Source organism: Bradyrhizobium sp. R2.2-H (genome assembly GCF_004346455.1).
Classification (GTDB): Bacteria; Pseudomonadota; Alphaproteobacteria; order Rhizobiales; family Xanthobacteraceae; genus Bradyrhizobium; species Bradyrhizobium diversitatis.
Genome location: NZ_SMBR01000004.1, coordinates 62,010 through 75,588, shown reverse-complemented (window position 1 = coordinate 75,588; position 13,579 = coordinate 62,010). Strand labels below are relative to the sequence as shown.

Annotated in this window: 12 protein-coding genes; 4 read left to right on the top strand and 8 right to left on the bottom strand. The window is 65.9% G+C overall.

Annotated elements, in window-relative coordinates:
• Positions 1-2 precede the first annotated feature (2 nt).
• Positions 3-1,031, bottom strand: coding sequence for a YcjF family protein (locus EDE08_RS11295; RefSeq protein ID WP_131869336.1), 1,029 nt, complete (start codon positions 1,029-1,031; stop codon positions 3-5).
• The gene (locus EDE08_RS11290) at positions 1,028-2,497 is read right to left on the bottom strand and encodes a YcjX family GTP-binding protein (RefSeq protein ID WP_131869337.1); all 1,470 of its coding nucleotides are present in this window, start codon (positions 2,495-2,497) and stop codon (positions 1,028-1,030) included. Before EDE08_RS11290 ends, EDE08_RS11295 begins: the two co-directional genes overlap by 4 nt.
• Before the next feature lie 181 nt (positions 2,498-2,678).
• On the opposite strand from EDE08_RS11290, the gene trhA reads away from it, so the two are divergent.
• Together trhA and EDE08_RS11280 are read left to right on the top strand one after the other, a co-directional pair.
• The gene (trhA, locus tag EDE08_RS11285) at positions 2,679-3,374 is read left to right on the top strand and encodes a PAQR family membrane homeostasis protein TrhA (protein ID WP_028179152.1); all 696 of its coding nucleotides are present in this window, start codon (positions 2,679-2,681) and stop codon (positions 3,372-3,374) included.
• A gap of 67 nt (positions 3,375-3,441) precedes the next feature.
• Positions 3,442-4,236 (top strand): SDR family oxidoreductase, encoded by a 795-nt coding sequence (locus EDE08_RS11280; protein ID WP_131869338.1) that lies wholly within the window; start codon positions 3,442-3,444, stop codon positions 4,234-4,236.
• 131 nt (positions 4,237-4,367) lie between these two features.
• Here EDE08_RS11280 and EDE08_RS11270 read toward each other — a convergent pair whose 3' ends face one another.
• Positions 4,368-4,823 carry a MarR family winged helix-turn-helix transcriptional regulator gene (locus EDE08_RS11270; RefSeq protein ID WP_165935863.1) on the bottom strand — a complete coding sequence of 152 codons (456 nt, stop codon included), beginning with the start codon at positions 4,821-4,823 and terminating at the stop codon, positions 4,368-4,370.
• Positions 4,824-4,900: 77 nt separating this feature from the next.
• Between EDE08_RS11270 and EDE08_RS11265 the strand changes: the two genes are divergently transcribed.
• Complete coding sequence (locus EDE08_RS11265) at positions 4,901-5,677, top strand: SDR family NAD(P)-dependent oxidoreductase (protein WP_131869340.1); 777 nt, start codon at positions 4,901-4,903, stop codon at positions 5,675-5,677.
• Positions 5,678-5,845: 168 nt separating this feature from the next.
• On the opposite strand, the gene mdlC is transcribed toward EDE08_RS11265, so the two are convergent.
• The 4 genes from mdlC to EDE08_RS11240 all read right to left on the bottom strand — a co-directional run bounded on the left by mdlC (position 5,846) and on the right by EDE08_RS11240 (position 10,756).
• Entirely contained in the window at positions 5,846-7,468 is a 1,623-nt protein-coding gene (gene mdlC / locus EDE08_RS11260) for a benzoylformate decarboxylase (RefSeq protein WP_131869341.1), read from the bottom strand.
• Between the two features lie 139 nt (positions 7,469-7,607).
• On the bottom strand, positions 7,608-8,459 hold the full coding sequence (locus tag EDE08_RS11250) for an HTD2 family dehydratase (protein WP_131869342.1): 852 nt from the start codon (positions 8,457-8,459) through the stop codon (positions 7,608-7,610).
• A gap of 14 nt (positions 8,460-8,473) precedes the next feature.
• On the bottom strand, positions 8,474-9,577 hold the full coding sequence (locus tag EDE08_RS11245; RefSeq protein WP_131869343.1) for a CaiB/BaiF CoA transferase family protein: 1,104 nt from the start codon (positions 9,575-9,577) through the stop codon (positions 8,474-8,476).
• 9 nt (positions 9,578-9,586) lie between these two features.
• Positions 9,587-10,756 (bottom strand): acyl-CoA dehydrogenase family protein, encoded by a 1,170-nt coding sequence (locus EDE08_RS11240; protein ID WP_131869344.1) that lies wholly within the window; start codon positions 10,754-10,756, stop codon positions 9,587-9,589.
• Positions 10,757-10,881: 125 nt separating this feature from the next.
• On the opposite strand from EDE08_RS11240, the gene EDE08_RS11235 reads away from it, so the two are divergent.
• Positions 10,882-11,802 carry a LysR substrate-binding domain-containing protein gene (locus EDE08_RS11235; RefSeq protein WP_131869345.1) on the top strand — a complete coding sequence of 307 codons (921 nt, stop codon included), beginning with the start codon at positions 10,882-10,884 and terminating at the stop codon, positions 11,800-11,802.
• 389 nt (positions 11,803-12,191) lie between these two features.
• Here the strand turns inward: EDE08_RS11235 and EDE08_RS11225 are convergent, their stop codons facing one another.
• A complete protein-coding gene (locus tag EDE08_RS11225; protein ID WP_165935862.1) occupies positions 12,192-13,466 on the bottom strand; it encodes a cytochrome P450 in 1,275 nt (424 codons plus the stop codon).
• Between the last annotated feature and the right edge of the window lie 113 nt (positions 13,467-13,579).

Sequence of the window (13,579 nt, the reverse complement as noted above, 5' to 3'; positions counted from 1 at the left end):
CGCTACTCCTCCCCATCCTTCTTCCGCAGCAGATCCGTCGCCAGATCCGACAGCTTCGGCGGCGGCAGGGCCGCAAACGGCAATGGCCTCGTGACGTCGATCGCGGCGAGGCCCAGCCGCGCCGTCAGCAATCCGTTGAGCACGCCTTCACCCAGTCGCTGCGACAGCTTCGCCGCGATGCCATGGCCGAGCATCTGCTGCACCAGGCTGTCGCTCGCGGCCATGCCGCCGGTGATGGCGAGATGGGCGATGACGTGACGGAGCAGGCGGATCATGCCGAGCGCGCCTGGGCGACCGCCATAGAGATAGGCAAGCTGGCGGATCAGGCGCAGCGCTGCGACGAACACGAACAGCACGTCGATCGCCGCGCGGGGCGAGACCGCTGTGACGATCGAGACCTTTTGCGCGGCCGATGACACCAGCCGCCGCGCTTCCGCATCCAGCGGCGACATCAGTTCGCGCTCGGCGAGCCGGATCATGTCGGCGCCGTCGATGATCTCGCCGGCATGGCTTTCCAGCGTGGCGCGGGCACGCGCGAGCTGCGGGTTCTGGTGCGCGATCTTCAGCAGGTCCTGCACGATGACGCGGCTCTCGGCGCGATCGTCACTGGCGAGCACGTCGGCGGCGCGCTGATGCAGCTTCTCGATCGTCGCAAGCCGCGCCAGCCCGAACGCCTCGCGTCCGATCACGACGGCAAGCGCCAACGCAGTGACGAGCGCAAAGGCAAGCCCGACGTAGCCGAGGCTCTCGCTGCGCGCGAACAAATCCTCGATCAGATGGACGACGCCTAGCCCGACCCCGAGCAGCGTCAACCCGGCGAGGCCGGACCAGAACAGCGCGCCCCAGGGAAAGCGGCGCCGCGCGGGAAGTGTGGCCTGAATCGGCACCGGCAGTGTCGATGGATCGCTCTCCGGCGTGATCTGGATCGTGCCGCGACCGAGCCGTCCCGTCTCGTCGGCCTCGGTGACGACGACGCCGGGATCGTCGAGCCGGAACGTCGCCGGCCGCCGCTGCTGGGATCGCTCCGTCATGACAGCTTGTCTCCGATCAGGAACTGCAGGGCACGGTCGAGGCGGATGTGTGGCAGTGCCGGCTCGCCGTCGCCCTCGCGTTCGAGCTTGGGCGGGCGGAAGCGCAGGAAGCGGAAGTCGCTTGTCTCGGCCGCCTCCGTCGAGAGCCCGCGGAATGCATCCGTGTCGTTGAACAGCGGCTCGGGATCGACGGGCAGATCCCCCGGAAAGGTCGCGACTTCCGTGTTGCCGTCGAAGAACTCGCCGCCGGCGCTTTCGCCCGCGGCCGGAGTTCCCAGGATCGACGGCAATTTGTCGCGTCCCCGGGACACCTGCGCCTCGCGCGTGGCGCGGACGGCGGCGAGTGCAACGACGTCGATCGCCGCGCCGGTATTTTCCGCGCGCGCAACCGCGCCCGATACGGCGCGGCGCAGCACGGCCTCGAGCCGGTCATGGCTGGAATGATGCAGATGGTCCGCCTTGGTCGCCGCAAACAGGATGCGGTCGATGCGCGGCCGAAACAGGCTGGAGAGCAAGGTGCTGCGGCCGATGTTGAAGCAGCCGAGAATGCCGGCAAGCGCGGCTTCGAGATCGTGCAGCGCCTCGGGGCCTGAGTTGAACGCGGCGAGTGCATCCGCCAGCACGATCTGGCGATCGAGCCGCGCGAAATGATCGCGGAAGAACGGCCGCACCACGACGTCCTTGTAGGCCTCGAAGCGGCGCACCATCATCGCCCAGAGCGAGCCGTCGGGCGCTTGTCCGCCAGCGGGCAGATCGAGCGGCGCGAAGGTCAGCGCGGGGGAGCCTGCGAGATTGCCGGGCATCAGGAAGCGGCCGGGCGGCAACAGGCTCATCGCGAACCGCTCCTCGCGGCATGCGCGCAGATAATCGGTGAAGAGCTTTGCGGCCGTCAGCGTCGCCTGCTCGTCTTCGCGCGTTTCGGGCTTGAGCGTTGCGAGATGCGCGTGCCAATCCGCCGCGAGATGCGCCCGGGGTGTCTCGCGCGACAGCGCCAGGCTTTCCGCCGACCATTGCTCATAGCTTTTCTGGAGCAGCGGCAGGTCGAGCAGCCATTCGCCGGGATAGTCGACGATGTCGAGCGTCAAATTGCGGTCCGCGCCGTTCGGGCGCTGGTACTCGACGACGAGCCTGAGCTCGCTGATGTCGACCGTCGAATTCGGCCAGCGCCGTTCCTCGATCAGCGCGCGCAGGTGGCTCTCATAGGCAAAGCGCGGTACGGCGTCGTCCGGCTGTGGCGCCAGATGCGCCCGCGCGATGCGGCCGGAGGCATAGGCTTCGAACACCGGAAACCGGCCGCCGCGCGTCAGGCCGTGGATCAGGGCGGTGATGAATACGGTCTTACCCGCCCGTGACAGCCCGGTGACGCCGAGCCGCACCGTCGGGTTGAAGAAGTGCTCGCCATAGTCGATCAGCGCCCTTGCCGACAGCCGCGCCTCTTCGACCATATCCTGGAAACTGAATGCCATATGAACGTTAGAGGATCCGGGGCGGGAGGAATGTGCGGCCGTTCACAAAAGTGGCAATTGCGTGAGGAAAATCAAGCTCCATACTTCCACCGCCTTTGTCGGCCAGTCAGCCGTTTGAACGACGCGCCGATCCCGAAACACCCATACCAGAGGACGATTGCCTCACGTTAGCGGATTGCCCATGACCGTCTTCCAATTGAAAGAGTTCGCATCCAGCTCCGTCCACGCCGCAGCCGACATGGTCGGCTGGCATTACGACCGCGCCGAGCTGATCGCCGATGGTGTCATCCACGCGATCGGCGTCTTCGCCGGTATCGTCGCCGCGACCGTGCTGGTGGTGCTGACGGCGATCTATGCCGATGCGACCGACATCGTCGGCGTCTCGATCTACGTCGCCGGCCTGCTCTCGATGCTGGTGCTGTCGGCGACCTATAATCTCTGGCCGGTGTCGCCGGCCAAATGGCTGCTGCGCCGGTTCGACCATTCCGCGATCTATCTGCTGATCGCCGCGACCTACACGCCGTTCATCCTGGAGGTGAAGGACAGCGTGTTCGCGCTGGTGCTGCTCGCCGGGGTCTGGTGCGTGGCGATCCTGGGCATCGTGTTGAAGCTTCTCTATCCCGGCCGGTTCGACCGCGTCTCGGTCGGCATCTATCTCGCGATGGGCTGGAGCGGCATGATGCTCTACGACGCCGTGGTCAGGGCCTTGCCCGCGCTGGTGCTGGGCTTCATCGTTGCGGGCGGCCTGCTCTACAGCTTCGGCGTGATCTTCCACGCCTGGCGGCGTCTGCGATTCCAGAATGCGATCTGGCACGGCTTTGTCTTGGCCGGCGCGGCATGCCATTATACCGCGGTGCTCGACCTCGTGTTGAGCTGAGCAAGCTTTCCGCGACGCGGTACAAGAGACGCGGTCCAAAGCCGTACAAGACAAGAGGAGACGTCGCATGCAGGTGACCGGCAAGGTCGTGGTCGTCACGGGCGGCGCAAACGGCATCGGCAAGGCGCTGTGCGAGGCCTTTCATCATGCGGGCGCAGCCAAGGTCGTGGTCGCGGACATGGACGCCGCCAATGCGCGGGCGGTCGCAGCCATGGTTGATGGCGCCGCCTTCAAATGCGACGTTGCTCAGGAAAAGGACATCGCTCACGTCATCGAGGAGACCGAACGTCAGTTCGGGCCGATCGAGCTGTTCTGCTCCAATGCCGGCATCGGCGGCGGTTTCGATCCGATGTCGGAAAATGCCGGCGGCGCCTCGGATGAACCCTGGCAGCGCAGCTGGGCGATCCACGTCATGGCGCACGTCTACGCGGCGCGGCATCTCGTGCCGCGCATGAGGGCGCGTGGCGGCGGGTACTTTCTCAACACCATCTCGGCCGCGGGCCTGCTGTCGCAGGTCGGCAGCCCCGCTTATTCGACGACCAAGCACGCTGCGGTTGGCTTTGCCGAGAATCTCGCGATCTCGCACAAGGCCCACAACATCAAGGTCTCGATCCTCTGCCCGCAGGGCGTCGACACCAACATGCTGCGCTCGATCCCCAAGGGCCCGCAATCCGGCGACGGCGACCTGACGCCGGAGCAAGTGGCGAAAGACGTGCTCGCCGGCCTCGAGCAGGAAACGTTCCTGATCCTGCCGCATCCCCAGGTGCTCGGCTACATGCGCAAGAAGACCGAGAATTACGACCGCTGGATCGGCGGTATGGCCAAGATCCAGGCGAAGATGCGGGAAGAGTTCGGGAAGTGACCGCCAAGCCTGACGCTGTCATGCTCCGCGAAAGCGGGGCATCTAGTACGCCGCGGCCTATCGATTGAACCACCGGCGTCTCGGAGTACTGGATCGCCCGCTCAAGCCGGGCGATGACACCGAGTGTGTGGCTACCCCACGACCTTCTCCTCCTCCCGGCTCGCCCGCAGCGCCCGCGCATAAAGCATCATGCCCTCGCGCACGATGCGCTGTTCGGCCGGCGTCAACGCCGCCAGCGCACCACGCACCTGCTGCCGTCCGAACGCATGCAGCGCTTCCAGCGTGCGGCGGCCCTTCGCCGTCAGCGACAAGAGCTTGCTGCGTGCATCAAGCTCGTCAGGTGTCTCCCTGAGCTCGCCGCAGTCGATCAGCTTGCGCACCATGCGGCTGATGCTCGATTTCTCCAGACGCAGGAAATCACCGAGCTCGCCTGACGTCATCGGACCGCGGATGCCGATTTCCAGGATGGTGTGAACCGCCGAGGGCGGATAGTCCGATGCCGCCACCGTCGCGTCCATGAAGCCGAGCTCGCGCACCATCAGCCGCGACGCGGCGCGGATGTCGTCGATCAGCTCAAGCTGGTTCACCGCTTGACTCCCGGCATATAGTTGTATCATACAACTATATGGGCGCAACGCCGCGCGCAAGCGTTTTGGAGTGGGCGATGAGCGGAACTTTGCCAGCCGGGGTGCGAATGAGGGGCAAGGTCTGCCTCGTCACGGGCGGCGGCAGCGGCATCGGCCGCGCCACGGCGCTCAGGATGGCGGCCGAGGGAGCCGAAGCGATCTTCATCGCTGGCCGGCGAGAAGCCGAGATCGACGCCGCCGCCTCGGCGTGCCGCGAGCTCGGTGCGGAGGCTGTGCCGGTCAAGACCGATATCACTGAGGAGGACGACGTCGTGCGGATGGTGCGCGCGGCGGTCGAGCGCTGCGGCAGGCTCGACGTTGCCTTCAACAACGCCGGATTTCAGGAGCGCCGCGCGCCGCTGGAGGAGCAGGGCACGGCGATCTACGACAGCGTGTTCAATACCAATGTCCGCGCGCTGTTCCTGTGCCTGCGCCACCAGCTGCCGGCGATGCTGGCGCAAGGCCGCGGCAGCATCGTCGTCAACGCCTCCGTCAGCGGTGTGCGCAATCCCAATCCCGGCTTCTCCCTCTACTCGGCCTCGAAAGCCGCCGCGATCTCGCTGACGCGCTCGGCGGCGATGGAGAACGCTCCGCGCGGCATCCGCATCAACGCCATCGCCCCCGGCCGCGTCGTCACTGATATGATGCTGCGCGCCGGCGTCGGCGACGTCGCAACCGTCAGCGCCGGCCTGCCGCTGCGGCGGATGGGAAGCCCGGAGGAAGTGGCGGAGGCCGTGGTGTGGCTGTCGTCCGACGCGTCATCCTATATCGTCGGGCATGTGCTGGCGGCGGACGGCGGATTTCTGGCGTCGTGATGTCGAGGTGGCGCGACAAATTCAGTGTCGTCCCTGCGAACGCAGGGACCCATATCCCCAGGGAGAAGTTTGGCGAAGACTGGTAGTGTTTCTGTCCGCGGTACTGACACCTGCGCTTGACTGACAGATCACGCGGTATGGGTCCCTGCGTTCGCAGGGACGACATCCTCAATGCTTCTGCCCGTACAGCACCGGCACCGCGGAATCCACGACGACCTCGACGAGGCTCGTGCCTGCATAGGCCATGCCGTGCTTCAGCGCTTCGCCCAGCTCCGCCGCCTTCGTCACCCGCGCGGCATGGCAGCCCATGCCTTCGGCGAGTTGCACGAAATCGATTCCCGGCAGCTCCAGCCCGGGCACGTTGCGCACCTGCATCACCTGGCTGAACGAGCGCATCGCGCCGTAGCCGGAATTGTTGATGACGACGACGGTGAGCGGCAGCTTGCGCTGTGCGGCCGTCCACAGCGCCTGAATCGAATACATCGCCGAGCCGTCGCCAATCAGGCAGACGGTGCGGCTGCTCGGCTTGCCGAGCGCCATGCCGACGGCGGCCGGCAGCGAGTAGCCGAGACCGCCGCTCGACATCGTGTAAAAACTGTCCTGGCCGCGCATCGGCATGAACTTCTGCATCGCCGGCCGGTGCGAGGGCACTTCCTCGACCAGTGACGTCCCATCCGGCATCGCCTGCGACAGCGCGTGCAGCAGGAATTCGACCGGCAGCGGATCGGCGGCCTGCGGTGCCGGCGGCAGGGTGCGGCCCTTCGGCGCCGCGCGCTTGCTCTCCGGCAGCAACTCGAGCAGCATGGCGAGTGCCGGCTTCATCGTCGCGATGATGCTGGTGCCGACCGGCGTCACCGCGGCGGCATCCGGATCATCGGTGATCTGAAAAATGGTCGCCCCGCCATCGAAGATCGCGGCATGGCCCTCGACATGGAACGTAAACACGGGCGCGCCGACGACCACGACGAGATCGTGCGCGCGTAGCGCATCGGAGAGCTGCGCCGGCGATGCATGCAGGAAGCCCGCAAATTGCGGATGCCGCTCCGGAAACGAACAGCGCGCAGAGAACGGGCTGACCCAGACGCTGGCTTTCGCTTTCTCGGCGACGCGCACCATCAGGTCGACTGCGCCGGCGCGGTCGACGCCGGGGCCGACGACGAGGGCAGGTTGTTTTGCGGAGCCGAGTGCGGCAACCAGCGCCGTCATCGCGTCAGCCTCCGGACCGATCTCCCGGCTGACCTTGCGCGCTTCGATCGGAGCAGCCGCATGCGCCCAGTCGTCGATCGGGATCGACACGAATGTGGGACCGCACGGCGGCTGCATCGCTGTGTAATAGGCCCGCGCGATCGCAGCCGGCACATCCTCGGGCCGCGCCGGCTCGACGCTGTATTTGACGTAGGGCCGCGGAAATTCGGACGCGCGCTCGGCATAGAGGAATGCCTGCAAGGGCAGGATCGAGCGCGCCTGCTGGCCCGCGGTGATGACGAGGGGCGTCTGGTTGCGATGCGCGGTATAGATGTTGCCGAGCGCGTTGCCGACGCCGGCCGCTGAATGCAGATTGACGAAGCCGGCATTGCGCGTCGCCTGCGCGTAACCGTCGGCCATGCCGACCGCGGACGCCTCCTGCAGCGCCAGCACGTAGTCGATGTCGTCAGGCCAGTCGCTCAGGAATGGCAGCTCGGTCGAGCCGGGATTGCCGAACACCCGGTCGATGCCGAAGGCCCGCAGCAGGTCGAGCGTCGCCTGCTTCACGGTGACGGACTTGCTGCCGGTCTTGCCGTTCTTGGCCATGGTTTCCGGTCCCTGCGTTCTTATTGTTTGGTTCGTCATTCCAGGGTGCGAAGCGAACCGGGAATCTCGAGATTCTCAGGTGCGCAATTGCGCATCATAGTTCGGTCCTGCGGACCGCCCCGGAATGACGGTGTATTTATCACCACACCGCCATGCCCTTCATCGTCGGCTGTCCCTCCGCGTTCGCGGTCCACAGCTCCATGCCCGCCTCGATCTCATTGGCATTGACCGAGAACTCGCTGCCCTCGAACAGCGGCTGCAGGCCGCGATAGGTGAACTTCTTCGGCGCCTTGCCGCCGCGAAGCTTGGCCGCCATCTCGATGATGAGCGCCGCCTGCAGTGGTCCGTGGAAGATCAGGCCCGGATAACCCTCGACCTTGGTGACGTAGTCGCGGTCGTAATGGATGCGGTGGCCGTTGAATGTCAGCGCGGAGTAGCGGAACAGCAGCACAGGATCGGACACATGGGTCTCGCGATGCTGCGCCTTCGGCGGCGGAGGCGGCGCCTTGCCGCCAGCCGGCGCGCTGCCGGTCATCTCGCGATAGACGATGTCCTGCCGCTCGCGGATGGCGGTGCCGCGCGGCGAGGAGATGCTGTGCTCGACCGAGACGAAACACAGCGTGCCGGTCGAGCCCGTCTTCACCTGCACGTCGGCGATGCGAGAGGTCCGCGTCGATTCATCGCCGACGCGAAGCGGCTGCAGGAATTCGATCTCGCCGCCGGCCCACATCCGGCGCGGCAGCGGCACCGGCGGCAGGAAGCCGCCGCGGGTCGGGTGACCGTCAGGCCCGAGCATCGACATCGGAAACACCGGCTGCGCCAGGCACCAATGCACCGTGAATGGCGCAGCGTCGCCCGCCTTGGGCTCGCCGACCTCTTGGAACAGCGTCGCACGCAGGCCCTTCACGAGCTGCGCGGTGACGATGTCGGTGGCCTCCTGGCTGCGGCCGATCCATTGCCGCAAATGATCGATGTCGAGCTTCTCGGTCATGACGCCTCGCTCTCTTACTTCTTGGACTTTGGATTTTCGCCGATCGCGGGCACTGCACCGTAGCTCCGCGTCTCGCCGACGATGATCGGCGCCGGCGCGGGATAGCTGACGCGGCCGTTCGGCGTGTCGACCTCGATCCGGCGCAGATGCGGATGGTTGGTGAGGTCGGCCATGGTGTTGACCTCGGCAAAGGCGATGTCGGCATCCGACAGCCGCTTCAACAGCTCGTCGCGCGTCATCCTGCCGAAGGCATCCGCCACCGTCGTGTCGGTGAAGTCGCGGTTGCGCACGCGCTCGACCATGTTGGCGACGCGCGGATCGGCGGGCAGATCGGGCTGGTCCAGCACCTTCGCGCACAGCGTCTTCCACTCGCGCTCGCTCTGGATCGAGATCAGGATGTCCTTGCCGTCCTTCGAGGTGAACACGCCGTAGGGCGCGATCGAGGGATGGCGCAGGCCCATGCGCTTGGGCGGGCTGCCGGCTTCGGAGTTGAGCAGCGGCACGGTGCACCAGTCCGCCATCACGTCGAACATGGAGATGCGGATATCGGCGCCCTTGCCGGTGCGCCCGCGCGCGATCAGCGCCTCCAGGATCGCCGCATGGGCGGTGGCGCCGGTCGCCACATCCACGATCGACATGCCGACGCGCGAGGCGCCGTCGGGATTGCCGGTGATCGAGGCAAGCCCGCTCTCGGCCTGGATCAGGAGATCGTAGGCCTTGCGATGGGCGTACGGGCCTTCGTCGCCATAGCCGGTGATCGTGCACGAGATCAGCTTCGGATAGTCCTTCAACAGCCGCTCGCGCGAGAAGCCGAGCTTGTCCATCGAGCCGGGCTTGAGGTTCTGGATCAGCACGTCGGCGCCGGCGATCAGCTTCTCCAGCTCGGCGCGGCCTTCCTTCGTCGTGAGATCGACCACGGCCGACTGCTTGCCGCGGTTGAGCCAGACGAAATAGCTGCTCTGGCCCTTGGCCGCCGCGTCATAGCCGCGGGCGAAATCGCCCTCGGGCCGCTCGATCTTGATCACCTCCGCGCCGGCATCGGCCAGGCGCGAGGAGCAGAACGGCGCCGCGACCGCCTGCTCGACCGCGATCACCCTGATCCCGTCAAGTGCTCCCATGGCCGGACCTCAGTACGAGCGCGGCATGCCGAGCACATGCTCGGCGACGAAGGACAGCACGAGGTTGGTCGAGATCGGCGCCACCTGGTAAAGCCGCGTCTCGCGGAACTTGCGCTCGACGTCGTATTCCTCGGCGAAGCCGAAGCCGCCATGGGTCTGGATGCAGGCATTGGCCGCTTCCCAGGATGCATCCGCCGCCAGCATCTTGGCCATGTTGGCCTCGGCGCCGCAGTCGAGCCCGGCCTCGTATTTGCGCGTCGCTTCCTTCACCATCAGCTCGGCCGCCCGCATCGAGGCGTAGGCCTTGGCGATCGGGAACTGGATGCCCTGATTCTGGCCGATCGGCCGGCCGAACACGCTGCGCTCCTTGGCATAGTTCGTCGCCTTGGCGATGAACCATTTGGCGTCGCCGACACATTCGGCGGCGATCAGGATGCGCTCGGCATTCATGCCGGAGAGGATGTAGCGAAAGCCCTTGCCTTCCTCGCCGATCAGGTTCTCGGCCGGCACCCTCATGTCGGTAAAGAACACTTCGGTAGTGGCGTGGTTCATCATGGTGCGGATCGGGCGGATCTCGAGGCCGTTGTTCTTGGCCTCGCGCATGTCGACGATGAAGACCGACAGGCCATCGGTGCGCTTCTTGACCTGGTCCTTCGGCGTGGTGCGCGCCAGCAGCACCATCAGGTCTGAATGCTCGGCGCGGCTGGTCCAGATCTTCTGGCCGTTGACGATATAGCTGTCGTTGCCGTCCTTGCGCGCGAAGGTCTTCAGCGAAGAGGTGTCGGTACCGCTGGTCGGCTCGGTGACGCCGAACGCCTGCAGGCGCAGCTCGCCGCTTGCGATCTTCGGCAGGTACTTTGCCTTCTGCTCGGCATTGCCGTGCCTGAGCACCGTGCCCATGGTGTACATCTGGGCATGGCAGCCGCCGCCGTTGCAGCCCGCGCGCTGGATCTCTTCCAGGATTGCCGCCGCAGCCGACAGCTTCAGGCCCGCGCCGCCATATTCCTCGGGGATCAACACCGAGAGATAGCCGGCCTCGGTCAGCGCATCGACGAACGCCTTGGGATAGGCCATCTCGCGATCGAGCTTGCGCCAGTATTCGCCGGGAAACTGCGCACACAGCTTGGCGACGGCCTCGCGAATGTCGGCGTGATCTTCGGTGTGGTGTTCTTGACTCATGGCGTTCCCTGTTCGTCGCGGCAGTTAAGATAACGCCGGCCAGTCCCCTGGCGTTGTGAAAACAACGCCCGCCCCCTATGCTCATTTGTTATAGCGTATGGAGTAGCCTTCCAGGATTGGCAAGCATGGATTTCCGGCAGCTCAGGACCTTCAGTTGCGTGGCGGAGCTCGGCAGCCTCTCCAAGGCCTCCGACACGCTGCGCGTGGCGCAGCCGGCGCTCTCCAGGCAGATCAAGCTGCTGGAACACGAGCTGCGCACCGAACTGTTCACCCGCAACGGCCGCGGCATGGTGCTGACCGAGGCCGGCCGCCTGCTGCTGGCGCGCACCTCGGGCATCGTGCGGCAGATCGACCAGATCCGCGACGACATCCAGTCGGCCAAGGGGCCGCCCTCGGGCCAGGTGGTGCTCGGTCTCGTTCCGACCGTGAGCTGCGTGCTGTCGGCGCGCTTCGCGCGGCGCTGCGTCGAGAAATTCCCCGGCATCTCGCTGCGCATCGTCGAGAGCTACAGCGGCCATCTCGTCGAATGGCTGCATCGCGGCGAGATGGACCTCGCGATCCTCTACGGCCGCTCGGCGGATCTGCATCTCAACGTGCAGAGCCTGGGACGCGACAACATCGTCGCGGTCGGCCCGCGCGGCTGTGGACTGGCGCGCAAGAAGAGCGTCGACATCGGCTGGCTCTTGCGGCAGCGCCTGGTGCTGCCCTCTCATTCCCACGGCCTCCGCGCGCTGATCGAGCATGCAGCGGCCCAGCGCAAGATCAAGCTCAACGTCCAGCTCGAGGCGGATTCGTTTCGCGTGCTGACCAGCCTGGTCGAGGAGGGCCTCGGCTTCGCGCTGCTGCCGCCCTCGTCGGTCCACGGCGAGGTCGCGGACGGGCGGCTTGAAACCGCGCCCGTCTCCAGGCCGATGACGCGCGAGCTCATCTTTGCCTCTCCGATCGATCGCCCGGCCTCGACGGCCTCGCTCGCCATCACCGCCCTCCTGCGCGAGGAAGTCGCTGCCTGCCGCAAGGAAGGCCTGTGGGACATCAAATTGAGTTGAGCGCCGGTGCTTTCTTCGCCTCTCCCCGCTTGCGGGGAGAGGCCGGAATTTGCGCAGCAAATTCCGGGTGAGGGGGAGTCTCCGCGAGTCCAACTGTCACCACCCCCGTGGAGATTCCCCCTCACCCCAACCCTCTCCCCGCAAGCGGGGCGAGGGAGCACACCGATGTCTCGGCTGTGGTTTAGGACACCAGGGCCCAGCTTTGCCTTCGCATCTGGCGCGAGCTGTCATGCCGGAATTTTATAGCTGGACCGTCGCAGCGCTTGCCGCGGCCCTTGTGACACGCAGATGTGGCCTCGTCATTGCGAGCGCAGCGAAGCAATCCAGGAAACCCTCCGCGGCGGCAGTCTGGATTGCTTCGCTGCGCTCGCAACGACGGAGGAAAGAATCTACCCCGGTATCCGCACCGGCAGGGACTCATATCCCTTGATGAAACTCGAATAGATCCGCTTCGGCTCGCCGACCACCTCGATCCGGTCGAACCGCTTCAGCATCTCCTCCCAGACGATCCGCAGTTGCAATTCGGCGAGGCGCATGCCGACGCAGCGGTGGATGCCGAAGCCGAAGGAGAGGTGGGTGCGCGGCCGGGGCCGGTCGATGATGAACTCGTTCGGCCTCTCGAACATCTCCTCGTCGCGGTTGCCCGAGACGTACCACATCACGACGCGATCGCCCTTGCGGATCGGCTTGCCGCCGATCTCGGTGTCCACTAGCGCGGTGCGCCGCATGTGCGCCAGCGGCGTCTGCCAGCGGATCACCTCGGGCACCATGGAATCGATCAGATCAGGATTGGCGCGGAGCTTGTCGTACTGCTCCGGGTTCTCGTTCAGTGCCAGCACCGAGCCGGTCATGGTGTTGCGCGTGGTGTCGTTGCCGCCGACGATGAGCAGGATGATGTTGCCCATGAGGTTGTCGGGGTCCATGTGGCGCGTGGCCTCGTTGTGCGCCATCAGCGACAGCAGGTCGTTGCGCGGCGCGGAGTTGACGCGCTCGTTCCATAGCTTCGACATGTAGGCGTAGCATTCGTCCATCTCGCGGCGGCGCTCCTCGGCGGAGGCGACGATGCCGCTCTTGGGCAGCGCGGTCGAGACGTCGGACCAGCGCGTCAGCTTGCGCCGCTCTTCCCAGGGGAAGTCGAACAGCGTCGCCAGCATCTGCGTCGTCAGCTCGATCGAGACGCGCTCGACGAAGTTGAAGGTCTCGTTGCGCGGCAGATTGTCCAGCACGGTCTGCGAGCGCTGGCGGATCAATCTCGCCAGCTCGTCCAGATGCTGAGGGGTGAACATTGGCGACACGGTCTTGCGCTGCGCCGAATGCCGGGGCTGGTCCATCGCGATGAAGCTTGGATAGTCGTAGCCTTCCGGCACGTCGCGGATCGAGATGCCGCCGAGCTTCGAATCCGAAGAGAAGATGCCGTGATTGGTGTCGACATGCATGATGTCGTCGTACTTCACCACCGACCAGTACGGCTCGATCGGCGCGTTGGTGCAGTAATGCACCGGCTCTTCCTTGCGCAGCCGCTCGAACCACGGCCACAGCGTGTCGTCCTGGAACAGCCTGGGCGCGCCGGGGTGGAATTGCGATAGCGGCGTCGCATAGGCCTCCTCGCGCGCCCTGCGCATGCGTTCGGCCTTGTCCACTTTAACCGGCGCTTGGATGTTCATGGTCGTGACTCCAATTTGTCTCTGTTTTCGCCTCTCCCCGCTTGCGGGGAGAGGCCGGAATTCGAGCGAAGCTTGAATTCCGGGTGAGGGGGACTCTCCGCGAGTCCGTCTCT

Excerpts from the sequence above, each read along its gene's own strand:
- trhA (WP_028179152.1), top strand. The coding sequence starts at position 2,679 with ATGACCGTCTTCCAATTGAAAGAGTTCGCATCCAGCTCCGTCCACGCC.
- EDE08_RS11235 (WP_131869345.1), top strand. The coding sequence starts at position 10,882 with ATGGATTTCCGGCAGCTCAGGACCTTCAGTTGCGTGGCGGAGCTCGGC.
- EDE08_RS11280 (WP_131869338.1), top strand. The coding sequence starts at position 3,442 with ATGCAGGTGACCGGCAAGGTCGTGGTCGTCACGGGCGGCGCAAACGGC.
- EDE08_RS11245 (WP_131869343.1), bottom strand. The coding sequence starts at position 9,577 with ATGGGAGCACTTGACGGGATCAGGGTGATCGCGGTCGAGCAGGCGGTC.
- EDE08_RS11250 (WP_131869342.1), bottom strand. The coding sequence starts at position 8,459 with ATGACCGAGAAGCTCGACATCGATCATTTGCGGCAATGGATCGGCCGC.
- mdlC (WP_131869341.1), bottom strand. The coding sequence starts at position 7,468 with ATGGCCAAGAACGGCAAGACCGGCAGCAAGTCCGTCACCGTGAAGCAG.
- EDE08_RS11240 (WP_131869344.1), bottom strand. The coding sequence starts at position 10,756 with ATGAGTCAAGAACACCACACCGAAGATCACGCCGACATTCGCGAGGCC.
- EDE08_RS11265 (WP_131869340.1), top strand. The coding sequence starts at position 4,901 with ATGAGCGGAACTTTGCCAGCCGGGGTGCGAATGAGGGGCAAGGTCTGC.
- EDE08_RS11290 (WP_131869337.1), bottom strand. The coding sequence starts at position 2,497 with ATGGCATTCAGTTTCCAGGATATGGTCGAAGAGGCGCGGCTGTCGGCA.
- EDE08_RS11295 (WP_131869336.1), bottom strand. The coding sequence starts at position 1,031 with ATGACGGAGCGATCCCAGCAGCGGCGGCCGGCGACGTTCCGGCTCGAC.
- EDE08_RS11225 (WP_165935862.1), bottom strand. The coding sequence starts at position 13,466 with ATGAACATCCAAGCGCCGGTTAAAGTGGACAAGGCCGAACGCATGCGC.